Here is a 24,905-nt window from a genome sequence, read left to right as displayed (position 1 = left end):
GGGCTCTCCCGTCAGGACGCGCCGTTGTTAGCAATGGCCCGGACCGGCAGCAAGCCGGCTTGCAGCCCCGCAGCCTGCCAGCTCAGCCGGCCCTCAGCTCAGCCAGCCCATGGCCGCCCCGATAATGATCAGCGCCACAAAGACCCAGACGATGATCCAGCGCAGCGGGGTCGAGGAAAATCCCCATCTCATCCTTGCATGCTCCTGCAAATCCTGTGCCGGAGTATAGCGCCTGAGCGCCCCCTGTCACCGGGGGAGGCCTATGCCTGACCCGGCACCCGCGCCGCGTCATCGCCCCCTGGCGCCACTTCCTCGAAAAAGGTCCAGGTATTGCTGAACCCGGGCTGCGACACCCCCAGCCCGGCGCGGCTCAGGTCATTGCGGGAAAAGACCGAATGGCTGTGCTTCACCCGCAAAAGCAGCTCTTCGAGGATCAGCCCCGCCACCGGATCGGCCGCCGCATAGCTCAGCGCCAGCGCATTGGTGTTGAGCAAAAGATCCGTGCCGCCAAGGGTATAGCGGTCCATGCCGCGAAAGCCGTTCTTCGTCTGCGCCTCGCTGCCGGGATAGACCGCATCAGTCTCCAGCCCTTCAATGGCGCGTTCGCCCTCATAGATCTTCATCATATTGGCGTAGAAATAGCCGATACCGCCGATCAGCCGCTGCGCCTCGCCCCTTCCGTGATCAAGGAAGGTTTGCAGGGTCGAGATCAGCCAGCGTGTGCTGAGTTCCGCCACGAGGTTTTGCCCCTCTTCGCGCCAGATGCGGTGAAAGAGGTTGCGCGCCTTTTCGGTCAGCTGCGTGTCGCGGCGCAAGCAGGAGATCACCAGACCCAGCGTCCAGGCCAGCTCGCTGCGGCCCCGGAAGTGATAGCGCAGAATATCGGCCTGGTTGCGCATATCGACCCGGCTGGCCTCGGGCATCTCGGCATCGGCCGGCATCATCCGCGCGCCTAAGCCAGCCAGATCGACATCCGGATCGGGCAGGATATCGGCAACGACCGAGGGCTCCCCCACCCGCTCTGCCGCGCGGCGGGCCAGCGCCGAAAGCCCGGGAACATCGGGCTGCGGCGCGGGCGGCCAGGCCGGATCACGGCCTTCGGGCACGGGATCGCGCGGTGCGGCCAGCAGCCTGTCCTTATAGACCGGCAACAGCTTGGGATTATCGGCAAAGCGATTCAGCCGCTCCAGCCGGCGCAGCATATCGGCGGGCAGCGAGACATTCTGCACCATGGCGGAACAGTCGAAACCCTGCGGCAGCGCCTGAAACCCCGCATAGGATAACAGCCGCGTCACCCCATGTTCCGGCTCGCGGCGATAATCCTCGACAAAGACCGTATCGGGAAAGGTCTCGCGCAGCTTGTCGGTCAGATCCTCCCAGCGGAAATCCAGCAGCCCGTCGCTGAAATCCTCGAAACGCCAGAATTTCGGCCGATAGCGCAGGTTCTGGGCATAGCAACTGCGCAGCCATTCCTCTTCGTCGCGGCGGAAAAGGACAAAGATCGGGCGGTGGCGCGCGAAGATGCGCGACATGATGCGGATATTCTTGACCAGGGTGGGGTAGATCTGCGCCGTATTGCGCCGGCCCGGCAATTCGCCGCAGAAATCCTCTTGCGAGAGGATGGTCACCGGCGTCGGGCTGCGGCTGATTTCATGCTCCAGCCGGGTCAGAAGCGCCTTTGCCTGGTCGAAATCCTTCCCGGCAAGCGCCATTGCGGCTTTCGAGGGTAGCGGCCCGGTAACCGAGGAAACCCCGGCTGAAAGCAGCAGCCCGGTGTTTTGCGTCAGCATATTCTGGATCGCAGTGGATCCGGTCTTATGCGGGCCTATATGGATGATCAGCGCGGATTGCGCGGCAGATGCGGGCGATGCTGGCACGATACTCACAACAGGAGCGGAACTGGTTACGGGGTACAGCGGGAGAAAACCGCCACGGAACAGGACGCATAAAACCCCTCGGCGAATCGCAAAGGTTAACAAAAGATTAACGCAATCCGGGCGCCGTGCTGACTCCTGATTGCAGGGCTGGTTAATTTCCCCACTGGCTGTGCTACAGAGCCCTCAGCCCCCGGCCACTTGCGACGCAGCCGAAACAATGGGCATATCCCGCAGGCAGGCAAAGCATGGGAGGCGGCGCTGGATCACGATTTCATCATCATCGGGGGCGGTATTGCGGGTATTTCGCTTGCAGCACGGCTTGCTCCGGCGGGACGGGTTCTGGTGCTCGAAGCCGAGGAACATCTGGCCCATCACGCCTCTGGCCGGTCAGCCGCGCTTTATGAGCCGAATTACGGCCCCCCGGCGGTGGTGGCGCTCTCGAAAGCCTCGGAGGCGGAGTTCCGCGCCACGCCCGGTATCCTCAGCCCGCGCGGCCTGCTGCTGGTGGCGGGTCCTGGCGAGGAAGAGACCTTCGCGACTGATGCCGCCGCCATGGAGCTGGCGCTGATCTCTCCGGACGAGGCGCGGCAAAGGGTGCCTATCCTGCGTCCCGACCGGATCACCCTCGCGGGTTTTTCGCCCTCGGCCGAAGATATCGACACCGATCTGCTGCTGCAGCATTTCGCGCGCGAGGCGCGGGCGGGAGGGGCTGATATCCGCGTCAGATCGCGGGTGGAGGCAATCCATCGCGACGGCACCGGCTGGCGCGTCACATGGGCCGGGAATGAGGCCCGGGCGGGTGTTCTGGTGAATGCCGCCGGGGCCTGGGTGGATGAGGTGGCCGCGCTGGCCGGCCTCCCCCGTCTCGGTTTCACCCCGCTGCGCCGCTCGATGGCGCGAATCCCGGCACCCGCCGGCATGGATGTGGCGGGTTGGCCGATGGTCTTCGGCCCTGATGAGGCCTGGTATATGAAACCCGATGCCGGCGCGCTGATCGTCTCGCCGGCCGAGGAGGACCCGGTCGATGGCCCGCATGACGCCTGGGCCGATGATATGGTGCTGGCCGAGGGCCTCGCGCGCTATGAGGAATGCGTGACCGAGCCGGTTACGCGGCTGTTGTCGAACTGGGCGGGCCTGCGCACCTTCTCGCCAGACCGCCAGCCGGTGATCGGCTTTGACACCGGCGCGGAAGGGTTCTTCTGGCTGGCGGGCCAGGGCGGCTATGGGTTCCAGACCTGCCCCGCTGCAAGCCGGCTGGCCGCAAGCCTGATCCTCGGCGAGGCGCCGGCGCTTTCCGCCGACCTTGTCGCGGCGCTTGCCCCGGCGCGGCTCGGTGGAGCCAAAATCAGCCCGTGACAGCCAGGCCCGGATCGGCGACGATCCGCACCATGAATCGTATCCTGACCGCCATCGCCCTGAGCCTGACCCTCGCCGCCTGTGGGGGCGGCGGGTCGCGAGAGAAACCCGATGCCCGACCGGCCGGCCCCGTGGCGCCCACCGTCGTGACCGCGCCGAATTTCGGCGATGCGAAGCCGGTCACTGGCTGGGGCGGCAAGCCGCCGCAGAATTACGCGGTGCACGGGATCGACCTTGCCCGCTACCAGACCGATGTGGACTGGGAGACCGCGCGGGCGAATGGGGTGAATTTCGCCTTCATCAAAGCGACCGAGGGCGCCGACCGCGTTGATCCGATGTTTGAGGAACACTGGCGCGGCGCCGGTCGCGCAGGAGTGCGGCGCGGTGCTTATCACTTCTACTATCACTGCCGCTCGGCCGAAGAACAGGCGCGCTGGTTCATCCGCAATGTGCCGAAAGTGGCAGGCGGGCTGCCGCCGGTGCTCGATATGGAATGGACGCCGTTCTCTCCGACCTGCACCATCCGGCGAGAGGCATCGGTGATCCGCGAGGATGCCCGCATCTTCATCGACATCATCGCCCGCCATTACGGGCAAAAGCCGATCCTCTATACCTCGATTGATTTCTTCGAGGACAATCAGATGTGGAAAGTCACCGGCGCCGATTTCTGGCTGCGTGCGGTCGCGAAACATCCGCAAGACCTCTATGACGGGCATCGCTGGCTGTTCTGGCAATATACTTCAACCGGGCTGATCCCCGGCATCAAAGGCCAGGTCGATATCAACGTCTATGAAGGCAATGCCGCGCAGTGGAACGCCTGGCTGGCGGCGCGCGCGCCTTAAGCACCGGCAGGCGGGGGCCAGCCCCCGCGCCCCCGGAGTATTTGCATCAAGAGGAAACCAAAAGAGAAGGCCGGTATCCGCAGCGGATACCGGCCTTAATACTTCCTCCGGACCCAAATTCCGCAGGACCCGGCGCGCAGAGGGCTCAGCCGTCGACGCGAATACGGATATTGGTCGGATCATGCGGGCTGTCCTCAACCACAACCGCATCCCATTCTTTCAGGAGCATCTTTACTTTCAGCTTCGTGCCGACCTCTGCCAGATCGGGGCGCACATAGCCCATGCCGATCTGTTTGCCGAACACCACCGACCAGCCGCCCGAGGTCAGGCGCCCGATCTTTTCACCGTTCAGCAGCAGCGCCTCCTTGCCCCAGGGATCCGTGTCCGACGGGCCGTCAATCAGCACGGTCACGCATTTCGCGCGGATGCCGGTATCAAGCATTGCCTGTTTGCCCAGGAAGTCTTTCTCCAGATCGACAAAGCGGTCCAGCGCGGCCTCCAGCGGCGTCGCGTCGCGGCCAAGCTCGGTGCCGAAGGCCCGGTAGCTCTTCTCCTGCCGCAGCCAGTTCTGCGCGCGGGCTCCGACCGGGGCGAGGCCATGTTTCCTTCCGGCTTCGATCAGCAGGTCCCAGAGGTAGCGGCCGAATTCGATCGGGTAGTGGAGTTCCCAGCCAAGCTCGCCAGTATAGGCAACCCGGATCGCGCGGACCGGACACATACCCAGTTCGATGTCCCGGTAAGAGAGCCAGGGGAAGCGCTTGTTGGACAAAACCGTTTCCGGGTTCGCGTCTTTGACGATCTCATTCAGGATTGCCCGTGCGGTCGGGCCGGCAAGCGCAAAGACCCCCCATTGCGTGGTGATGTCATGGATGTCGAGGTGACCGCCGCCGGCTGCGATGAAATCTTCCGCCGCTTTGTGCAGGAAATCAGCGTCATAGGCGGTCCAGGCACCAGCGGAGATCAGGTAATATTCGTTCTCGGCCAGCCGCACGATGGTATATTCGGTGCGGGTGGTGCCAGCATCCGTGAGGGCATAGGTCAGGTTGATGCGGCCGATCTTCGGCAGCTTGTTGCAGGTGAAATGGTCCAGGAAAGCGGTAGCGCCGGGCCCCGCTACCCGGTGCTTGGTGAAGGCTGAGGCGTCGATGATGCCGCAGGTTTCGCGCACGGCTTTCGCCTCGCGTTCGGCATAATCCCACCAGGCACCACGGCGGAAGCTGCGCGAGTTGTGGTCGAAATCAGCGGGCGCATCGACCGGGCCGTAATAGTTCGGACGTTCCCAGCCATTCACCTGGCCCATCTGTGCGCCAAGCGCCAGCTGGCGGTCATAGGCGGGCGCGGTGCGCAAGGGGCGGGCCGCTTCGCGTTCCTCATCCGGGTGGTGCAGGATGAAGACATGCTCATAGCATTCCTCATTCTTCTTCACCGCATATTCGGTCGTCATCCAGGAGCCGTAGCGTTTCGGGTCAAGGGACGCCATGTCGATCTCAGCCTCGCCATTCACCATCATCTGGGCGAGGTAATAGCCGGTGCCGCCAGCGGCAGTGATGCCGAAGCTGAAGCCTTCCGCCAGCCACATATTGCGCAGGCCCGGCGCCGGGCCGACCAGCGGGTTGCCGTCGGGCGTATAGCAGATCGGACCGTTGAAATCGTCTTTCAGACCAACAACTTCCGAGGTCGGGATCCGGTGGATCATCGACATATATTCCGCCTCGATCCGCTCCAGATCCAGCGGGAAGAGGTCGGCGCGGAAGCTGTCGGGCACGCCGTAGGGGAAACGCGCGGGCGCGCCGCGCTCATAGGGGCCAAGGATCCAGCCGCCGCGTTCTTCGCGGACATACCATTTCGCATCGGCATCGCGCAGAACCGGGTGTTCCGGGTTGCCGGCCGCGCGGTAGGCGACCAGGGCAGGGTCGGGTTCGGTCACGATGAACTGGTGTTCCACCGGGATCGCGGGGATTTTGATGCCCAGCAGCTTCGCGGTGCGCTGCGAATGGTTGCCGGTCGCGGTGACGACATGTTCGGCATGGATCTCGAATTTCTCCTCCGTAGGCACCAGGTTGCCGCCGACATCGGCCATGCGGGTGACCGAGACGATCCATTCCGAGCCCGTCCAGCGATAGCCGTCGACCTGGATCTTGCGCTCGATGGTCACGCCAAGCTGGCGCGCGCCCTTGGCCATGGCCTGGGTCACATCGGCGGGGTTGATATAGCCATCCTGCGGGTGGAAGAGCGCGCCTTTCAGATCCTCGGTGCGCAAAAGCGGCCAGCGCTCTTTGATCTGCGCGGGCGTCAGGAATTCGTGATAGACGTTGGCGGTTTCGGCCACGGAGGAATAGAGCATATACTCATCCATCCGCGCATCGGTCTGCGCCATGCGCAGGTTGCCGCAGACGGAAAAGCCGGCATTGAGGCCCGTCTCGGCCTCAAGCCCCTTATAGAAATCGACCGAATATTTGTGGATATGGGTGGTGGCATAGCCCATGTTGAACAGCGGCAAAAGCCCCGCAGCGTGCCAGGTCGAGCCGGAGGTCAGCTCGTCGCGTTCAACCAGCATCGTCTCCCATCCGGCCTTTTGCAGGTGATAGGCGATCGAAGTGCCAACGGCACCGCCGCCGACGACGAGAGCTTTGACATGGGTTTTCATAGGGCGCGTCTCCAGCGGGATGATCCTGGCGTCAGTACAGGTTCATTTCTGCCAGAGCGACAGGGGACAGGGCTGCACCGCGCGACCCATAGCGTCAAAAAGCGACATCGCCTCACTTCGCGCGAAAGAGGTCGCAGCGGGCAGCAGGGGGTTATCCGCCCCGCCCCGGGTCTCGCGTGCCCTGGATCTCACGCTCCGGGGTCTCTCGTTCGGGGGTCTCTCGTTGGGGGTCTCTCGTTCGGGGGCGTCACGCTCCGGGACCTCCCATTCGGGGTCCTCAGGAATTCCTGGCATCAGGAAACCCGGGGTTCAGGACGATTGAGTGTTCCGCCGGCCGGCCCCGCCCGGCTGCCCCCCGGTCGGGAAGCGCGGGCCTTGCCGGGCCAGCCGGCGGCGACGGGCGCTATTCCTCCTGGGGCGCCGCCACGCCGCAGGTCTTGCGTCCGTCGACCTTCTTGCAGTCATCCTGCATTCGGTTTCCTTTGCCCCCGGTCTTGAAACTGCTGCGGCCCGGATCGGTCTTTCCGACCCCGCGCCGCACCGCGACCGGATCGGCGGCCACGGCCCCGCCGGTTGCCGCCGCCGCTGCGGCGCCTGCGGCGAGATCCTCGCTGCTCAGCCCGGCCCAGAGTGCCTCGCGCCCCGCTTCGATCCGGGCACGTTCATTGCTGAAACCGGCGCCGGCCTCTTCCAGCAGGGCGCGCTCGGAATCGGTCATCTGATCCACCAGCACGGCAAGGCGTTTTTTATCGACCCTCACCTCGCCCATGCCCGCGATCGGCGCCGCGAGGCGGCCATTCATCGCCGCGACATTCAGCGTCGAGAAGAAGCCGCGCAGCACCTCATCCGACATGGATTTCGGAGCCGTGACGCGCAGCACGATCTGATCTCCCAGCGTCGCCCGCAGCACCCGCGCCGGGATATGCGGCGCCAGCTGCGCCTCGCGGATTTCCAGCCCCGCGATGTTCAGGAAAGGGTCATTGCCGACCGAGCCGAAGGGCGCGCTGTTCCTTGCCCGCAACTCCTCGCCGGCCGGGGTGGCGAAAAGCGTGTCGGGATAGCGCACAAGCTCTGCAACCAGCGTGCCATCGGGCGTATCCCAGGCCGCATTGCCCTGCTCGATCCCCTCGCCGCTGTCTGCAACGGCCGCATCGCGCAAAAGCGCCTGGCGCCGGTCATCCAGCCCCTTGATACCAAGCGCGCGGCTGTCCGGTTTGCCAACCGCGCGCCGCGTCCAGCCCTCGGGCGCCACCGGCAGCATTTCGGCCAGATCGGTCACGCCACCGCCGGGCAGATGCGACGTGTCGGGTTTGCCGAAATCCGATACCCAGGCGATCACATATTGATCAAAGGTGACCTGGTCGAGCCCCTCTTCCAGATTGGCCTGGTTGGTCTTTTGAAAGCCGAACCAGAGCCAGGCGGCCAGCGCCGCCGCCGGCAGGATGATCCCGACCAATATATTGATAAAACGCATTCCACACCTTCAGAGCCGTCCGGCACAACGCCTTGCCCGTTCAGCTGTTACCGAAGGAATCGGGCAGGTCTCGGGCGAAGGCGCGGCAGTTTTCTGCCGCATTCGCCCCTGTTGCCCCCGCCTGTGCCCCCCAGGTGGCCCGTCAGTGCCCCTTTGCTGGCCCTTTGGTGACCCTTTTCTGTGGTCCTTTCTGTGTTCCTTTCTGTGGCCCCTCAGCGGTCCCGCAATGCCGCCCAGAGCCCGGACAGCGCGAAAAGCCCTGCAGCGGCCACAATGACCGAAGGCCCGGCCGGCGTATCCTGCCAGAGCGAGAGCTGTAGCCCAAGCACCACCGACACGAGGCCAAACCCCACCGCCAGCACCGCCATCCGCTCGGGCCCGCGCGCCAGCCAGCGCGCGCTGGCGGCGGGGATGATCAGCATAGCGGCGATCAAAAGCGCACCCACCACTTTCAGCGCCACCGCCACCACCACGGCCAGGGCGACCACGAGGACCAGCCGCTCACGCGCGGGGTTCAGGCCCGAGGCTTGGGCAAGATCCTCGCTCAGCGTGGCGGTCAAAAGCGCCTGCCAGCGCCAGGCGATCAGCGCGGCCACAAGCCCCGATCCCAGCCAGATCCAGGTCAGATCACCGCGCCCGACCGCGAGGATATCGCCGAAGAGCCAGGAGGACAGATCGCTGCGCACCGTCGGGAAATAGCTGACCGCGACAAGCCCAAAGGCCAGCGCCGAATGCGACAGCACCCCCAGCACCGTATCCATCGCCCAGCCCTTTGCAGCCAGCGCGGCAACCGTCACCGCCATCGCCAGCGCCACCACGAGGGTGCCAAGGCTCACCGGCAGATCGGTCGCAAGCGCCAGCGCGACACCAAGGATCGCCGCATGGGCGGTGGCATCACCGAAATAGGCCATCCGCCGCCAGATCACGAAACAGCCCAAAGGGCCAGTCGCCAGCGAAAGCCCCGCCCCCGCCAGCGTGGCGCGGGTTACCAGATCGTCAAACATGCGGGGGATTTCCGTGATGATGGTGGTGATCATGGTCATGGCCGCAATGGTGATCCTGCGACCCGTTATGGTCGTGATCATGGTCATGGCGGTAAAGCGCCAGCGCGCCGCTGGTGCCCATGCCAAAAAGCGCCCGGTATTCCGGCGCGGTCGAGACCACCTGAGGGGTGCCCTGGCAACAGATATGACCGTTCAGGCAGATCACCCGGTCGCTTGCCGCCATCACCACATGCAGATCATGGCTGACCATCAGGATCGCGGCGCCGGTCTCTGACCGGACCTCCCCGATCAGCCGGTAAAAACCCGCCTCGCCGGGCTGGTCCAGCCCTTGCGTCGGTTCGTCAAGGATCAAAAGCTGCGGCCCGGACAAGAGCGCCCGCGCCAGCAGCGCCCGTTGCATCTGGCCACCCGACAGCGCTGCCATCTGCAGACCGCCCTTGCCCTCAAGCCCGACGCGCTGCAGCGCCGCCGCCGCGCGACCGTCGCTGACCCGCGCGGGAAGCGACAGGAAGCGGCGCAGGCTGATCGGCATCGTCCGCTCGATCACCAGCCGTTGCGGCACATAGCCGATGCTGAGCCCCGGCGCGCGCGCGATGCTGCCCTTGCTGAGCGGCAGGATCCCCAGCAACGCCCTGAGCAGCGTCGATTTCCCCGAGCCGTTCGGGCCGAGAATGGTGACAATCTCGCCCGGCTCGATGGCCAGAGAGATGTCATGCAAAACCTCATCGCCGCCAAAGCGGATGCAGATGCCGACGGCGCGCAGCAAGGGGACGGCCGGATCCCCCTTCGCACCCGCGTTTGCCCGCGCCATCACGCTGCCTGATCCCGGCAGGCGGGGCAAAGGCCCAGCGCCTCGACGGTGGAGCGCTCGACCAGGAAGCCAAGCATATCCGCCGCCGCATCCAGCGCCTTGCGCACGGCTGCCGCCGGAGCCTCGGCCACGATGTTGCAATTGCGGCAGATCAGAAAGGCCGGCGCATGGGCCTCGCCCGGATGCATGCAGGCGGCGAATGCGTTCAGCCGGCGAATGCGGTGGGCAAGACCCTGTTCCACAAGGAATTCCAGCGCGCGGTAAGCAACGGGGGGCTGATTGCCATAGCCCTCGGCCGCAAGACGTTTCAACACATCATAGGCCCCCATGGCGCGGTGTTCCTCCAGCAGGATCTCCAGCACCCGCCGCCGCACCGGCGTCAGCCGCGCCCCGCTTTGCGCCACCAGCCCATCGGCGCGCTCCAGCACATCCTGGGCGCAATGGGCATGGTCATGGCGGGAGAACGCCGCTGCCGGTTCCTGGCAGGAAGGACAATCCGAGGCATGATCATGTGCCATATCGGCCCCTTGACGTGTTATGGTATTACATACATAGATCATGCGCCCCTCAAGCGAAAGACCTGATCCATGCGTTATATCATATCAACAACGCTTTCCAGCGCCGCCATGCTGCTGGGCTCTGCCGCCTTTGCCGAAGTCCCGACAGTGGTGACCGATGTACCGCCGGTACATTCGCTGGTGGCGATGGTGATGGGCGATCTGGGGGCGCCGGAGCTTTTGCTGGAGCCGGGCGCGTCCGAGCATCATTTCCAGCTGCGCCCCTCGCAGGCCCAGGCGCTGTCTGCCGCCGATCTGGTGGTGATGATCGGGCCGGAACTGACGCCCTGGATTGACCAGCCTCTGGCGATGCGGCCTGAAGGCGCGGCGGTGCTGGGGCTGCTGGCGGCCAGGGGCACCCATCTGCAGGCCTATCCCAAAGGGGGGCATGACGAGGGCAAAGAGCACGACCATGAACAAGCCCATGAGGACGGGCAGGAACCCGATCATGGGCAGGAAGAAGGTGACGACCAGGACGAACACGGCCATTCGCATGAGGGCACCGATCCCCATGCCTGGCTCGACCCGGCGAATGGCGCATTGTGGCTGGAGTTGATCGCAGCAGAGCTGGCGCGGCTGGACCCGGACAACGCGGCGACCTATGCGGCCAATGCGGATGCGGCAGCCGAAACCATCCACAAGGCCGATAGCGATGCCAGGATGCTGCTGGCGCCCGTCAGCAACCAGCCCTTTGTGAGTTTTCACGAGTCCTATGGTTATTTCACCGCGCATTACGGCCTGAACCCCGTCGGAGCAATCTCGCCCGGCGATGCCAGCGCGCCAGGTGCGAAACATCTCACGGAACTCAGGGCGAAGGTCGCGGCAGGAGAAGTGGTCTGCCTCTTCCCCGAGACTGGCCAGGACCCCGCCCTGGCGGAACGCGTGGCCGAGAATACCGGCGTCAGACTCGGCAAGGCGCTGAATCCGGTCGGCACCGCAATGGAGCCGGGTGCCGACCTCTATCCGCTGCTGCTGATCTCGACCGCGCAAACCATCTCAGATTGCCTTTCAGCCGGCCCGGTCCCGCAACCGTAACCACTGGCAGCCGGAGTTTTTCTCAAAACTCCGGCACGGAGCCTTCAAGGCTCCGGACCGATTTCTGGTCAGAAATCGGGCGCAAGGGCGCGCCCGATCCCGCTCTGCTCAACCGGCGATCAGACCGGCTGCGCGGAACAGCGCCTTAACATCCGCCTCGGGGCGGGCGCCGAAATGGCTGATCACCTCGGCGGCGGCAACGCAGCCCATGCGGCCGGAAACCTCCAGCGAGGCGCCGGTCGCAAGCCCGTAAAGGAAACCTGCCGCGAACTGGTCCCCTGCCCCGGTCGCATCCACCGGCACCACCCGGGTCACTGGCACCACTGCCTGCTCATCACCGCGGATCAGGATCACTTCGGATCCCGAGCGTGTGCAGACCACCAGCCCGGCGTCCTGCGCTGCCTGCTCCAGCGCCGCCGACAGATCGGTCTGATAAAGCGATGCCCATTCATGTTCATTGCCGATGACGTAATCGAGATCCTTCACCAGCCCGCGGAAGCTGTCACGGTGGCGATCCACGCAGAACGGGTCCGAGAGCGCGATCCCGGCCTTGCCGCCGCCCTGGCGGGTCAGTTTCGCGGCGCGCTCGAACGCGGCTTTGCCCTTGTCCTTGTCGTAGAGATACCCTTCGAGGAACAGGATCCCGGCGCCGCCCGCCACCGAATCCGACACATCCTCCGGCCCCAGTTCCGAGGAGATCCCCAGATAGGTGTTCATCGAACGCTCGCCATCGGGCGAGACGAAGATCATCGAGCGCGAGGTCGGAAGCTCGCCCCCCGCCACCGGCGGGTTCACGAAATCGGTGCCCTCATCCGCCATGCTTTTCGCATAGAAGCGCCCCAGCTCGTCCTCCCGCACCCGGCCGATGAAACCGGTCGAGAGGCCGAGGCTTCCAAGCCCCGCGATGGTATTGGCGACCGAGCCGCCCGGCGCCTCGCGGCGATTGTCCATCGCGTCATAGAGAAACTCGCCGCGCTCGCGCTCGACAAGCTGCATGATGCCCTTCTCGATGCCGGTGCGGGTGAGAAAACTGTCATCGGCAGTGGAAAGCACATCCACGATGGCATTGCCGATGCCCACAACCTGGTAATTCTTCATGTCTTCTCCTCGAAAAGGCACCATTCGCTGATCGGGCAGATGCCGCATTTGGGTTTTCGCGCGACACAGATATACCGCCCGTGCAGGATGAGCCAGTGATGCGCGTGTTGCTGGAATTCGGAGGGAACATTATCCTCGATGGCGCGCTCGACGGCGGCCTCGTCACGGCCCGGGCAGATGCCGCTGCGGTTGCCGATGCGGAAGATATGGGTATCGACCGCCTGGGCGGGAATGCGGAACCACATATTCAGCACCACATTGGCCGTCTTGCGGCCCACCCCCGGCAGCGTCATCAGCGCGGCGCGCGACGACGGAACCTCGCCGCCATATTCTTCGATCAGGCGCTGGCTGAGGCGGATCACGTTCTTCGCCTTGTTGCGGTAGAGCCCGATGGTTTTGATATGGTCGATCAGGCGCTCTTCGCCAAGCGCCAGCATCTTTTCCGGCGTATCGGCGATGGGGAACAGACCCTGGGTCGCACGGTTCACGCCCTTATCCGTCGCCTGGGCCGACAGCGCCACCGCCACCAGCAGCGTGAAGGCGTTGGTGTGGTCAAGCTCGCCTTTCGGCTCGGCCTCGGTTTCCCGAAAGCGGGTGAAGACGGCTTGCATCGCGGTATAATCGAGCTGGCGTACCATGCGGATCGCTTTGCCATGGGGCGTGGGCGGGAAACAAGCGTTTTGCGCCCCCTGCCGAAGTAAATGGTTCTGGCTGCCGGCGGATGCGCGCGCGCGGACGTATTATTGCCGGGATGAAAGCGGCAGCGGGTGCTCTTCGCGGGCTATCGGCGCAGAGCCGCGCATCAGACATATAAGCGTCACCCTACTGTCACCCATCCGGTCCAGGTGGTATAGGATACCGCAAGCCCGGCACTTGCGGGCCGCACCTCTGTCAGACAAGAGCAGAAACATGACCAGGATTTCCATTCTTCTCGCATCGGTTTGCGCCATCGCCCTTTCGGGCTGCGTCGACCCGAATGCCTATCCCGACAATCCCAATGCGCGCACCCAGCAGGGCGCGATCATGGGCGGTCTTGTCGGCGCGGCGGCGGGTGCAAGCTCGGGCGGCGACAACCGGCTGGCCAAGGCCGCAGTTGGCGGCGTGATCGGCGCTCTGGCCGGCGGCGCCATTGGCGCGACGCTGGATCAGCAGGCGGCAGAGCTGCGTTCGCAGATGTCCCCGGGCGTCAATGTCACCAATTACGGCGATTACCTGCTGGTGAACATGCCGCAGGATCTCTTGTTCGCAACCGACAGCGCGACGCTTTCGGGTTCGCTGCAAGGCGATCTGCGCGCCGTCGCCCAAAGCCTGATCCGCTATCCGAACAGCCAGATCCAGATCATCGGCCATACCGATTCGACCGGGGCCGCCGCCTATAACCTCGACCTGTCGCAGCGTCGCGCCAATTCGGTCGCCGCAGTGCTGCGCAACAACAGCGTGCCGGCGGGCCGCATCTCGGCCATGGGCCGGGGCGAGGATGTCCCGGTGGCGTCGAACCTCACCCCCGAAGGCCGCGCGCAGAACCGCCGCGTCGAGATCTATATCCGCCCGACCAACTGAGCCGGGTAAGATCGCGAAAGGGCCGGGTCTTTCCCGGCCCTTTTCATTTGAGCGCCGCCCTTGTGACGTCTGCCCGGGATCAGGCCAGGAAATGAGTCCGGCCGGTCCCGACATCATAAAGCGCGCCGATGATGCGCAGCTTCCCTTCGGATACCAGCCCCTGCAGCACCGCGCTGCGTTGCGTCAACGCAGCGACGGTCAGCCGGATATTGGTGAGCGCCACCGCCTCGACAAGGCCCTGATCGGCCGAGGAGCGCGCGCCCTCGCGCGGGGTCGCCTGTACCGCCGGCTCGATCCCGTCCAGCAAAGCGGTCAGGTTCGGGCTGAGATCGGCCTGGTCGATCGCCCCTTTGATGGCACCGCAATGGGTATGGCCCAGGACGACAATCGCCTTTGTCCCCGCAACCGCCGTGGCGAATTCCAGGCTGCCGATGATCTCGGGCGTTGCGATATTGCCGGCGACGCGGCCGACAAAGACATCGCCGATCTTCTGGTCGAAAACCAGCTCGGGCGCGGCGCGGGAATCGATGCAGCCCAGCACGCAGGCAAAGGGGGTCTGCTTTTCGGCAGTCGCGCGCATCGCGCCGAGATTGTCGCAATTCAATGGCTTGCCGGCAATATAGCGGGCATTGCCCTCGGCCAGCATCGAGATCGCCCGGTCAGGACTGATCGCTTTCCGGGCATCGGCCAGAAGGGGCGCACATTGGCGCGCACCGTTATCCATGGCATTGCTGGCAATCGCAAAGGCACCACTGCCCGCCAGCAACGCGGCTACTCCAAAAAATTCGCGCCGGCCCAGTCGTTTCTTCGGCGGCTCCTCACAAATCTCACACATACTCTTTCACGCGCTCCACAAAACACCCCGGATCGAGTGTCCGGCAGAGCGCGGCAGGACCATGGCCGGGAGCTGGCAGGAACCGGGCCAACAGAGACCCATTTTGCGAACAGTTTCCGAAACCGCATGAAATTCAGCCAGATAAGAGGATTTCCGTTCATTCGCGCAAAATGCCAAGCCGGGTGCCTGACCGGGCGCCTGGTCGCCAGGCCGCTGATTTCCCGGCAGGGAAAGGCCCGCCCCGGCGCCCCCCCGACCGGGGCCGCGCCCTGGCAGCCCCAGGGCGGATGGCGCCTCAGTTGCCGCCGAGAATACCCTCCAGCAAGCGCCCCGCCTCTTCCGACACCGCCTCGCGGGCGCGGCGTTTGGCGGCGTCTTCCAGGCTTTCGCCTGTCGCCGCCTCTACCCCCAGCTCGGATTTCAGTTTTGCCTCCAGCTCGGCCTTTGCGCGGGCCTCGGCCTCTTTCGCCTCCTGTTTCAGCCGCTCTTCGGCGGCCTTCGCCTCTGCCTCCATCTTCTCGCGGGCGATGGATTCAAGGTCCAGCCGATAGGTCGGATCGGCCCAGGAGCCGGTGATCCGCAAAGGCACCATCACGCCACCGGTGCCCTCGCTGTCGCCCGGGAAAGCGGTCGGGCGCAGCCGCATGTCAAGATCGCGACCGCCAAGCCCGATCCGCCCGGCGCCGCTGGCGGTCAGATAGGGGGCGACGAGGCGCAGGTCGCCGGTGGTCAGATCGCCGTCCAGAATGGTGAAGGTGCCGGCGATACCGTCGAAAATCGTCTTCTGCCCCTCGCCGACATAAGAGGTGTCGAGCCGGCGCAGCATCCCCGCAATGTCCAGCCCCCGCAGCTCGCCCTTGCCCAGCGTCAGACTGCCATCGCCTTTCAGGGAGCGCATGATCTCGTCGATGGAATTGCCGATGCCGAGGAATTTCAGATTGAGGCTGGCTTTGGTGACCAGACGGTCCCAGCCGGCAAGATCCATCATCAGCGGCGCGGAATCGAGCCCGACCAGCGCGAGCGTGCCGCCGACAGACAGCCCGCCGCGCCCGTTGACCACGAATTCTCCGCTGATCGCGCCGCCATAGGCCGCAAGCTGGCGCAGATCGAACACCGCGCGCGCGCGGTCTATGGTCAGCATGAAGCGGGTCTCGCCGAATTTCACCACGCCCAGATCGACCGAATTGGCGGCGAGGCTGATATTGGCATCGGCCAGGCCAAGGGCGGAGACGTCGATAAGGTCTTTGGGCCAGCCTGCGGCCTCCATGCCCCCGCCCGCGCCGCCGCCCAGCGATGGCTCACCGGCGCCGCCCCCCGACAACCCCCGGAAATCAAGCGCATCGGCGCGCAGATTGCCCGAGAGTTTCGGGCGCGGCCCGCCCGGGCTGAGGTCGAGATCGCCAAGCAGCCGGTTGCTGTCGGCGGTGATCTCGGCCCCGCGCAGATAGAGCGCACCGCTTTCATCCAGCACGACCTGGCCGGCAATGGTCAGTGTTTTCGCGCCGAAACCCGCCGGAGGCGGTGAGACCGTCGCCCCGAAAGCGGCGCCGATGGCGGCCAGATCCGAGAGATCGGCGGTCAACGCGCCCTCGGCCGCAGCAGGATCCCAGCCGCCGCGCCCGTCAAAACCGATCCGGCTGTTCCCGATGGCAAGGTCCAGCTTCAGCGGCACCACGCGCCCCTCGGAGAAAGCCGAAAACACGCCGCCTTCGGCCTTGAGAGAAAGCCTCTGACCGGAGGTTACCGCACTGGCATTCAGGGTGAAGGGGCCGGTGAAATCGGGAATGGCAATTTCGGCATCAACCCCGTCCAGCACAAGATCCTGACCCGAGGCATGGTCGATATAGCGCAGCGTTGCGCCGGTGATGATGCCGTTTTCCAGCGAGAAGACGGTTGGGCCAGAGGGGGCATCAGGGCCCGCTTCTCCGGCACCCGGAACGGCATCGGCTTCGGCGGGGGCCGGCGGGGTGAATTCCCAGTTCGCCGCCCCTTCTTTGCTGCGTTCAAGCAAAAGGCGCGGGCGCTCGGATTCGAGGCCGAGGATCTTCACCTCGCCCCCCAGAAGCGCCGAGGTGTTGATTTCGATCATCACGCTGTCGGCGGCAAAAAGCGGCGTGCCGCTGTCGGACCAGGCGGCATTGGCAATGGTGACCTTGCCGGTCTTCACACCAAGCACCGGCCAGAAGCGCGGCGAAATCTCGCCCTCGATCTGCATTCTGCGGCCGGTCGCTTTCTCGAACTGATCCGCAGCCAGCCGGGCAATCCGCTCTGCCGGGATCATCATCACCCCGATCACCAGGATCACCACGAGGACCATCAGCCCCGCCAGCGCCCGCCAGATCCACCGCATCACCGCCTCCAGCTTTTGTTTTTATGCTCTGGTAACGAGTTTAGGAGCGGAGCGGTTCCCGGAGCAAGACGCGCGACAGGGCGGCGGATGGCTCTGGCATCAAATTGCCAGGAGCGGCCGGGGCGGGAGGCGGGGCGGGAGGCGGGGCGGCCGGGGGGCGGGGCGGCCGGGGGGCGGGACGCGCGCCTGCCTGGCTGCGGGAGCCTCCGGCGGGAGTATTTTTGTCAGGAGGAAGCCGGCACAGGTCTTTGTCGCTTTGCAGGCCGCAGGTCTCTGATCCCTCTATCCGAAGGGGCGCGAATGGCCTATATGCGCGCGAATGTCGCAAAATCCGCCCCTCCTCCGCCCTGATCTTGCCCGTGCAACCGTTCCTGAAATGGCGCGGCGCGAAGGGCAACCCACGATTGGCATGGTCTCGCTTGGCTGTCCCAAGGCGCTGGTGGATTCCGAGCGGATCCTGACGCGGCTCAGAGCCGAGGGCTATGCGATCTCGCCCGATTACAAGGGCGCCGATGCGGTGATCGTCAATACCTGCGGCTTTCTGGATTCCGCGAAGGCCGAAAGCCTCGATGCGATTGGCGAGGCTTTGCGCGAGAATGGCCGGGTGATCGTCACCGGCTGCCTGGGAGCCGAGCCCGATTACATCACCGGCGCGCATCCCAAGGTCATGGCGGTGACGGGCCCCCATCAATATGAGCAGGTGCTGGATGCGGTGCATGGCGTGGTGCCGCCCTCGCCCGATCCGTTTATAGACCTGCTGCCGGCAAGCGGCATCCGCCTGACGCCCCGACACTTTTCTTATCTCAAGATTTCAGAGGGTTGTGACCATAAGTGCAAGTTCTGCATTATCCCGGACATGCGCGGAAAGCTGCAGTCACGTCCGGCGAAAGCGGTCTTGCGCGAGGCGGAAAAGCTGGTTCAGGCCGGGGTGAAGGAACTGCTGGTGATCAGCCAGGACACCTCGGCTTACGGCACCGACTGGAAGGGGCGTGATGAGAAATTCCCGATCCTGTCGCTGGCGCGCGATCTTGGGTCTTTGGGCGCCTGGGTCCGGATGCATTACGTCTACCCCTATCCGCATGTGCGCGAGTTGATCCCCGCCATGGTGGCCCAGTCAGACGCTTCGGGGGGCCTGATCCTGCCCTATCTCGACATCCCCTTCCAGCATGCCCATCCCGAGGTGCTGAAACGCATGGCGCGGCCGGCGGCGGCATCAAGGACGCTGGATGAAATCGCCGCCTGGCGGGCCGCCTGCCCTGATATCGTGCTGCGCTCGACCTTTATCGTGGGATATCCCGGCGAGACCGAGGCAGAGTTCCAGACGCTGCTCGACTGGCTGGATGAGGCGCAGCTCGACCGGGTGGGCGCGTTTAAATATGAGAATGTGAGCGGCGCGCGCTCGAACGCCCTGCCTGACCATGTCCCCGATGAGGTCAAGGAAGAGCGGTTCGCGCGGTTCATGGAGAAAGCCCAGGCGATTTCCGAGGCGAAGCTGGCGGCAAAGATCGGCAGCCGCATCGAGGTGATCGTCGATGAGGTCGACGAAGACGGTGCCACCTGCCGCACCAAAGCCGATGCACCGGAAATCGACGGCAATCTCTTTATCGACGAGGGTTTCGAGAGCCTCGCCCCCGGTGATATCGTCACGGTCGAGGTGGACGAGGCCGGCGAATATGACCTCTGGGGCCGGCTGGTATGAGCCGGCTGCTGCGGGGCGAGATCCAGGTCGGCAAACATCTGCTCCGCATCCTGGCGCAGAAGGATGGCAGCTGGCGCGGCATCATTCTCGGCCGCTCGAACGAGCCGGTCAGCGGCGCCACCGCCGGCGAGGTCGAGGCGGCGCTCCGCCGCAAACTGGCCGGGAGCAACAGCGGCTTTATCGGCTATGCCGGCGCCCGCAGCCGCTTTCTGACGCTGTTCCCGCAAGGCTTCGCTGACCCCGCCTATATCGGCCACACGAAAACCGGCGAGCGCGCCTATAAGGATATCGCCCGCGATTTCCTCGCCCGGGAATTGCCGCCTGAACAGGTGGATGGGTCAGAGGGTCAGGGCCAGCTTGCGCTGAAGGCCTTTCAGAAGACCAACCTCGTCGACCCGCACAGCAAAGCCCGGCTTGCCGATCTGTTGCGCGGCCCCCGGGCGGGTGACTGGCTGCAATATATACGCGATTTCGCGCTTGGCGATATCGACGGCGCCTGTCGCGGCCTGAATGCGGGCTTTCACGGCGATGGCGGCGCCTCCTGGGTGGCTGTCACCTACCTGCCCTATTTCTGGCGGCCAGAGCAGCATATGTTCCTCAAGCCCGAGGTCTCGAAGCTTTTCGCCGAACGGGTGGGCCATTCCTTCCTGCACAGCTATGACCCAAAGCCGAATGCCGGCAGCTATGCGGCACTGCTGGATATGATGGCCGAGCTTGGCGACCATCTCGCAGAGCTGGGTCCGCGCGACAATATCGACCTGCAAAGCGTGGTCTGGAGCGTGGTGGCCTATAAGGTTGCAGAGAGCGGGCCGGCGCCGGATCAGCCCTGATCCCGCCCCCGATCCCTCCGCGCCTCCAGCCAGGCGCGGACACAGGCGGTGACATGCGAAAAACGGTCGCCGCCCAGATGCACGCCGCCATACCAGCGGGTGACGACGATGATATGATCCTTCAGCCCCTCGCGTTCCAGCATCCTCAGGATGATCGCCGCCGCGCCGCTTTCACCATCATCATTGCGCAAGGGCCCATCACTGACCGTATCGGCGGCCCAGGAATTATGCGTGGCTCTGGCGAATTTCTTGTCGCGTCTCAGCACGGCAAGAAAGGCCAGCGCTGCGGCTTTATCCGCCACCTCTCCGCCCGAAACCGCATAACGCGAGCCGCGGTCGCGGATCACGTCGCCGATCGTAAAACCAGCCCCCGGCAGATCCGCCATAGCCTCCCCCTGTCCCCCTGCGCCGCCCGGATCAGGGGCGAGGCCCTCTGGTTTCGCAGGATGCGCGGCTGAGGGGAAGCCCGCATCGGCACGGTGGGCGCGCACCTCCCTCGGCGGGAAACCCGCATTCCGGCCCCGACAGGGAAATCCCGCAGGATCGGGCGCTTGCTGTGCAGGGTGATTAACAAGACCTTACCGCCTCGCGCGCGCCTGCGGTTGGGGCTGGCATCCGGACGCCTCTCGTCCCATATTCGCATCCATGAGCCTGCCCCCCGGTTTCCTTGATGAATTGCGCAACCGCGTCTCGCTTTCCGCCGTTGTCGGGCGGAAGGTCACCTGGGATTTACGCAAATCCAATATGGCCAAAGGGGACTGGTGGTCGCCCTGCCCCTTCCATCAGGAAAAATCCGCAAGCTTCCATGTCGATGACCGCAAGGGATTTTACTATTGCTTCGGCTGCCATGCGAAGGGCGACGCGCTGACCTTTATCAAGGAAAGCGAGAATCTCGGCTTTATGGAGGCAGTGCAGGTGCTGGCCGCCGAGGCCGGGATGCAGATGCCCGAGCGCGACCCGCGCGCGGCGGAAAAAGCCGATCGCCGCACCGAACTGACCCAGATTGTGGAAGAGGCGGTGAAATGGTTCCGCCTGCAGCTGAAGACGCAGGCGGCATCGGATGCCCGCGCCTATCTCGCGAAACGGGGCCTGTCGGAAGCCGCGCAGGAGCGGTGGGAGATCGGCTTCGCCCCAGATGGCTGGTCAACGCTTTTCACCGCCATGACCGGCAAGGGCATCGCGAAAGAGCTGCTGGTCGATGCCGGGCTTTGTGCGGCCTCGGCCAGGGGGAAAGAGCCCTATGACCGGTTCCGCAATCGTATCATCTTCCCGATCCGCGACGGGCGCGGCCGGGCGATCAGCCTTGGTGGCCGGGCGATGGACCCGAATGACCAGGCAAAATATCTCAACGGCCCCGAGACCGAACTGTTCGACAAGGGCCGTAACCTCTTCAATCACGGCCCCGCGCGCGAGGCCGCCGGCAAGGGTCAGCGCCTGATCGTGGCCGAAGGCTATATGGATGTGATCGCGCTGTCCGAGGCCGGGTTCGGGGCCGCCGTGGCGCCTTTGGGCACCGCCGTCACCGAGGATCAGCTGCGGCTGCTGTGGCGGATCGCGGATGAACCGGTGATCGCGCTGGATGGCGACAAGGCGGGGGTAAGGGCGGCTTTGCGGGTGATCGACCTCGCGCTGCCCTTGCTGGAGGCCGGCAAGGGGCTGCGCTTTGCCATGATGCCCGAGGGCATGGACCCGGATGATCTGATCCGGGCGCGCGGCGCCCCCGCAGTGCAGGAGGTGCTTGATGCCGCGCAGCCGATGGTGCGGCTGTTGTGGAACCGCGAGACCGAGGGCCAGGTCTTCGACAGCCCCGAGCGCAAGGCGGCGCTGGACAAGAAACTGCGCGCCGCACTGAAACGCATCCAGGATCCCTCGATCCGCGCGCATTACGGCGAGGATATCAAGGAGCTTCGCTGGGAGCTGTTCCGCCAGGGCCGCCGCCCGGCCACCCGTATTCCCGGCCGGCCCTGGCAGCCGGGTCCGCGCGGGCAGATGCGGAACGGCAAATTCGTGCCGCCGCCGCTGCCGGCAAGCGATGCGGCCAAGAACTCGGCGCTGGCCGGGACGGAAGCCGACCTGCTCTACCCCAGCCGCGTCTCGGAGGGGATCCGCGAAGCGGTGGCGCTGGCGATCCTGATGCGGTTTCCGGGCCTGATTGCCCGGTTCGAACATGATCTGGAACGGCTTGAGCTGAGCAATGAGACCCATTTCCGCCTGCGCAATCTGATCCTGACGCATTTCCACGCCCCCGATTGCCGCGACCTGATCGAGACCGACAGCCCCGGCCTTCTTGACGAACTGACCCGCAGTAACCATGTCCGCTCCAATCCCGGATTGCAGCCGAAAGCCGATGAGGACTTCGCCGCCGCCTGTGTCGAGGAGGCGCTGGCGCGTCTTCAGGCCGATCGCGGTCACCGGGTCGAACTTGCCGAGGCGGTCGAGGACCTCTCGGGCCTTGTGGATGAGGGTCTGACCTGGCGGCTGTCGAAAGCGGCCGAGGCAAAGGCCAGCGCCAGCCGGGGCCCGCAGGACCAGAAAACCGAATCGGTCATTGCGCCCAATGGCGTCGAACTGGACCGCGATGAACTTGAAAGACGCCGAAAATTGTTCGATTCGATTGATTTCAGTGCGGGCGGTAAGGCCCGCCCCGGTTGATTCGTATGATTCGCCCTTTCCCCCGCTGTGATTCGCGTTATTGATTCGAACTGATACAATCGCGATTCGCACCATCCCCACAGGAGCATCCATGGCCCTCAAGGAACAAGACGACGTTAAGCAGGATGGCGACGAGGCCGATATCTCGCTCGACATGTCGCAGGCTGCCGTCAAGAAGATGATCGCCGACGCTCGTGAGCGCGGCTATATCACGATGGAACAGCTGAACGCCGTCATGCCCCCCGATCAGGTCTCTGGCGACCAGATCGAGGATGTGATGTCGATGCTCTCGGAGATGGGCATCAACGTTGTCGAAGACGACGAGGCCGAGGAAGGCGAGGACGGTGGCACCGGCTCCGAGCTGGTCGATCCGAATTCCGGCTCCGGCTCGCGCGAGGTCGCCCTGGCCGGCCCGGCAACGGAAACGCTGGATCGCACCGATGACCCGGTCCGGATGTATCTGCGTGAAATGGGTTCGGTCGAGCTGTTGTCGCGCGAGGGCGAGATCGCCATCGCGAAACGGATCGAGGCCGGCCGCAATACGATGATCGCCGGGCTTTGCGAAAGCCCGCTGACCTTCCAGGCGATCACCATCTGGCGCGACGAACTTCTGTCCGAAGAGATCCTCCTGCGCGACGTGATCGACCTTGAGGCGACCTTCGGGCGCAATCTCGACGGCGACGAGGACCTCGAAGGCCCGCCGCTGGATGAGATGGGCGTGGTCTCGGCCGATGCCGCGCCGCGCCGTTCGGCGAACGAACCCGAGCTGGATGCCGATGGCAATCCGCTTTCGCGTGAAGACAATGACGACGAGGATGATGACGGCTCGAATATGTCGCTGGCCGCGATGGAGGCGACGCTTCGTCCCAAAGTGCTGGAGATCCTTGAGCAGATCGCCGCCAATTACGCCGAGCTTTCGGGGATGCAGGAACAGCGGATGGCGGCAACCATGTCGTCCTCGACCCGCTTCACCACTTCGGAAGAGGGTGCCTATCAGAAACTGCGCGGCGAGATGGTGCTGCTGGTCAATGAGCTGCATCTGAACAATTCCCGGATCGAAGCGCTGATCGACCAGCTTTACGGCATCAACAAGCGCATCATGTCGATCAATTCCGGCATGGTGAAACTGGCCGATGGCGCGCGGATCAACCGCCAGGAATTCATCGCAGAATATCAGGGCTATGAGCTGGACCCGTCCTGGGTCGAGCGGATGGCGGAAAAAGCCGGCCGTGGCTGGCAGACGCTGATCGAAAAGAGCCGCGACAAGGTCGAGGAGCTGCGCGCCGATATGGCCCAGGTCGGCCAGTATATCGGCGTCGATATCGGCGAATTCCGCCGCATCGTGAACCAGGTGCAGAAGGGCGAGAAAGAAGCCCGCCAGGCCAAGAAGGAAATGGTCGAGGCCAACCTGCGCCTGGTGATCTCGATTGCCAAGAAATACACCAACCGGGGCCTGCAATTCCTTGATCTTATTCAGGAAGGCAATATCGGTCTGATGAAGGCGGTCGATAAGTTCGAATATCGCCGTGGCTATAAATTCTCGACCTATGCGACCTGGTGGATCCGTCAGGCGATCACCCGCTCGATTGCCGACCAGGCCCGCACGATCCGGATCCCGGTCCATATGATCGAGACGATCAACAAGCTGGTCCGGACCGGCCGCCAGATGCTGCACGAAATCGGCCGCGAGCCGACGCCGGAAGAGCTGGCCGAAAAGCTGCAAATGCCGCTTGAGAAGGTCCGCAAGGTGATGAAGATCGCCAAGGAGCCGATCAGCCTTGAAACGCCCATCGGCGACGAGGAAGACAGCCAGCTTGGCGATTTCATCGAGGATAAGAATGCGGTCCTGCCGCTGGATTCGGCGATTCAGGAAAACCTGAAAGAGACCACGACCCGGGTTCTCGCCTCGCTGACGCCGCGCGAAGAGCGGGTTCTCAGGATGCGCTTCGGCATCGGCATGAACACCGACCACACGCTGGAAGAGGTTGGTCAGCAATTCTCGGTCACCCGCGAGCGGATCCGTCAGATCGAAGCCAAGGCGCTGAGAAAGCTGAAACATCCGAGCCGGTCCCGCAAGCTGCGCAGCTTCCTCGACCAGTAAGCAACTCGTCGGAAATCAGACCAGGGTGCGATTTTCGCCCCCTTTTTATGGCCTCTGCCCCTCGGGCAACTCATGCCCCACACCGCCTAAAGCTGAATATGGACGTGATCGTCATGCCGCGCGGCGCGCAACCGAAGCCTCGCTACAGCCAAGTGAGTGACGCCAAGGTCGGTTTGA

The 24,905-nt window shown here is 64.5% G+C and carries 19 protein-coding genes; 8 read left to right on the top strand and 11 right to left on the bottom strand.

The window, feature by feature from the left end:
- Positions 1-260: 260 nt before the first annotated feature.
- Positions 261-1,877, bottom strand: a complete 1,617-nt coding sequence (locus DRF71_RS03585; RefSeq protein WP_157970910.1) for a hypothetical protein — start codon at positions 1,875-1,877, stop codon at positions 261-263.
- Between the two features lie 258 nt (positions 1,878-2,135).
- Between DRF71_RS03585 and DRF71_RS03580 the strand changes: the two genes are divergently transcribed.
- Complete coding sequence (locus DRF71_RS03580) at positions 2,136-3,233, top strand: NAD(P)/FAD-dependent oxidoreductase (protein ID WP_198672102.1); 1,098 nt, start codon at positions 2,136-2,138, stop codon at positions 3,231-3,233.
- 32 nt (positions 3,234-3,265) lie between these two features.
- Positions 3,266-4,075: a glycoside hydrolase family 25 protein gene (locus DRF71_RS03575; RefSeq protein ID WP_112309182.1), complete on the top strand. Its 810-nt coding sequence runs from the start codon at positions 3,266-3,268 to the stop codon at positions 4,073-4,075.
- Positions 4,076-4,220: 145 nt separating this feature from the next.
- Here the strand turns inward: DRF71_RS03575 and DRF71_RS03570 are convergent, their stop codons facing one another.
- The 5 genes from DRF71_RS03570 to DRF71_RS03550 all read right to left on the bottom strand — a co-directional run bounded on the left by DRF71_RS03570 (position 4,221) and on the right by DRF71_RS03550 (position 10,529).
- Positions 4,221-6,722, bottom strand: a complete 2,502-nt coding sequence (locus DRF71_RS03570) for a GcvT family protein (protein ID WP_112309181.1) — start codon at positions 6,720-6,722, stop codon at positions 4,221-4,223.
- A gap of 403 nt (positions 6,723-7,125) precedes the next feature.
- Complete coding sequence (locus DRF71_RS27190; RefSeq protein ID WP_157970909.1) at positions 7,126-8,196, bottom strand: hypothetical protein; 1,071 nt, start codon at positions 8,194-8,196, stop codon at positions 7,126-7,128.
- A gap of 212 nt (positions 8,197-8,408) precedes the next feature.
- Positions 8,409-9,200 (bottom strand): iron chelate uptake ABC transporter family permease subunit, encoded by a 792-nt coding sequence (locus tag DRF71_RS03560; RefSeq protein ID WP_112309962.1) that lies wholly within the window; start codon positions 9,198-9,200, stop codon positions 8,409-8,411.
- Positions 9,193-10,011 carry an ATP-binding cassette domain-containing protein gene (locus tag DRF71_RS03555; RefSeq protein ID WP_112309180.1) on the bottom strand — a complete coding sequence of 273 codons (819 nt, stop codon included), beginning with the start codon at positions 10,009-10,011 and terminating at the stop codon, positions 9,193-9,195. Before DRF71_RS03555 ends, DRF71_RS03560 begins: the two co-directional genes overlap by 8 nt.
- Positions 10,011-10,529 carry a transcriptional repressor gene (locus DRF71_RS03550; RefSeq protein WP_112309179.1) on the bottom strand — a complete coding sequence of 173 codons (519 nt, stop codon included), beginning with the start codon at positions 10,527-10,529 and terminating at the stop codon, positions 10,011-10,013. Before DRF71_RS03550 ends, DRF71_RS03555 begins: the two co-directional genes overlap by 1 nt.
- A gap of 69 nt (positions 10,530-10,598) precedes the next feature.
- On the opposite strand from DRF71_RS03550, the gene DRF71_RS03545 reads away from it, so the two are divergent.
- Positions 10,599-11,603: a zinc ABC transporter substrate-binding protein gene (locus DRF71_RS03545; RefSeq protein WP_112309178.1), complete on the top strand. Its 1,005-nt coding sequence runs from the start codon at positions 10,599-10,601 to the stop codon at positions 11,601-11,603.
- 108 nt (positions 11,604-11,711) lie between these two features.
- On the opposite strand, the gene DRF71_RS03540 is transcribed toward DRF71_RS03545, so the two are convergent.
- The gene (locus tag DRF71_RS03540) at positions 11,712-12,701 is read right to left on the bottom strand and encodes an adenosine kinase (RefSeq protein WP_112309177.1); all 990 of its coding nucleotides are present in this window, start codon (positions 12,699-12,701) and stop codon (positions 11,712-11,714) included.
- Entirely contained in the window at positions 12,698-13,339 is a 642-nt protein-coding gene (gene nth, locus DRF71_RS03535; RefSeq protein WP_112309176.1) for an endonuclease III, read from the bottom strand. The genes DRF71_RS03540 and nth overlap by 4 nt, the downstream gene beginning before the upstream one ends.
- Before the next feature lie 271 nt (positions 13,340-13,610).
- Here nth and DRF71_RS03530 point away from each other — a divergent pair, with 271 nt between their 5' ends.
- Complete coding sequence (locus DRF71_RS03530) at positions 13,611-14,261, top strand: OmpA family protein (protein WP_112309175.1); 651 nt, start codon at positions 13,611-13,613, stop codon at positions 14,259-14,261.
- Positions 14,262-14,340: 79 nt separating this feature from the next.
- Here DRF71_RS03530 and DRF71_RS03525 read toward each other — a convergent pair whose 3' ends face one another.
- Together DRF71_RS03525 and DRF71_RS03520 are read right to left on the bottom strand one after the other, a co-directional pair.
- Positions 14,341-15,096 (bottom strand): carbonic anhydrase family protein, encoded by a 756-nt coding sequence (locus DRF71_RS03525; protein WP_112309174.1) that lies wholly within the window; start codon positions 15,094-15,096, stop codon positions 14,341-14,343.
- Between the two features lie 295 nt (positions 15,097-15,391).
- Complete coding sequence (locus DRF71_RS03520; protein ID WP_112309173.1) at positions 15,392-17,446, bottom strand: AsmA family protein; 2,055 nt, start codon at positions 17,444-17,446, stop codon at positions 15,392-15,394.
- A 319-nt stretch (positions 17,447-17,765) separates the two neighbouring features.
- Between DRF71_RS03520 and rimO the strand changes: the two genes are divergently transcribed.
- Positions 17,766-19,145 (top strand): 30S ribosomal protein S12 methylthiotransferase RimO, encoded by a 1,380-nt coding sequence (gene rimO, locus DRF71_RS03515; RefSeq protein WP_112309172.1) that lies wholly within the window; start codon positions 17,766-17,768, stop codon positions 19,143-19,145.
- Positions 19,142-19,975, top strand: a complete 834-nt coding sequence (locus tag DRF71_RS03510; RefSeq protein ID WP_112309171.1) for a hypothetical protein — start codon at positions 19,142-19,144, stop codon at positions 19,973-19,975. Before rimO ends, DRF71_RS03510 begins: the two co-directional genes overlap by 4 nt.
- On the opposite strand, the gene DRF71_RS03505 is transcribed toward DRF71_RS03510, so the two are convergent.
- Positions 19,966-20,361 carry a YigZ family protein gene (locus DRF71_RS03505; RefSeq protein WP_112309170.1) on the bottom strand — a complete coding sequence of 132 codons (396 nt, stop codon included), beginning with the start codon at positions 20,359-20,361 and terminating at the stop codon, positions 19,966-19,968. The genes DRF71_RS03510 and DRF71_RS03505 overlap by 10 nt on opposite strands.
- Positions 20,362-20,620: 259 nt before the next feature.
- On the opposite strand from DRF71_RS03505, the gene dnaG reads away from it, so the two are divergent.
- Both dnaG and rpoD read left to right on the top strand, forming a co-directional pair.
- Positions 20,621-22,627, top strand: a complete 2,007-nt coding sequence (gene dnaG, locus DRF71_RS03500) for a DNA primase (RefSeq protein ID WP_112309169.1) — start codon at positions 20,621-20,623, stop codon at positions 22,625-22,627.
- Positions 22,628-22,718: 91 nt separating this feature from the next.
- Entirely contained in the window at positions 22,719-24,728 is a 2,010-nt protein-coding gene (rpoD, locus tag DRF71_RS03495) for an RNA polymerase sigma factor RpoD (protein WP_112309168.1), read from the top strand.
- Positions 24,729-24,905: the final 177 nt, after the last annotated feature.

It is taken from the genome of Pseudogemmobacter bohemicus (assembly GCF_003290025.1).
Lineage (GTDB): Bacteria > Pseudomonadota > Alphaproteobacteria > Rhodobacterales > Rhodobacteraceae > Pseudogemmobacter > Pseudogemmobacter bohemicus.
Note: the sequence above shows the minus strand (reverse complement) of the source record. Positions and strands in the feature narration are given on the sequence as shown.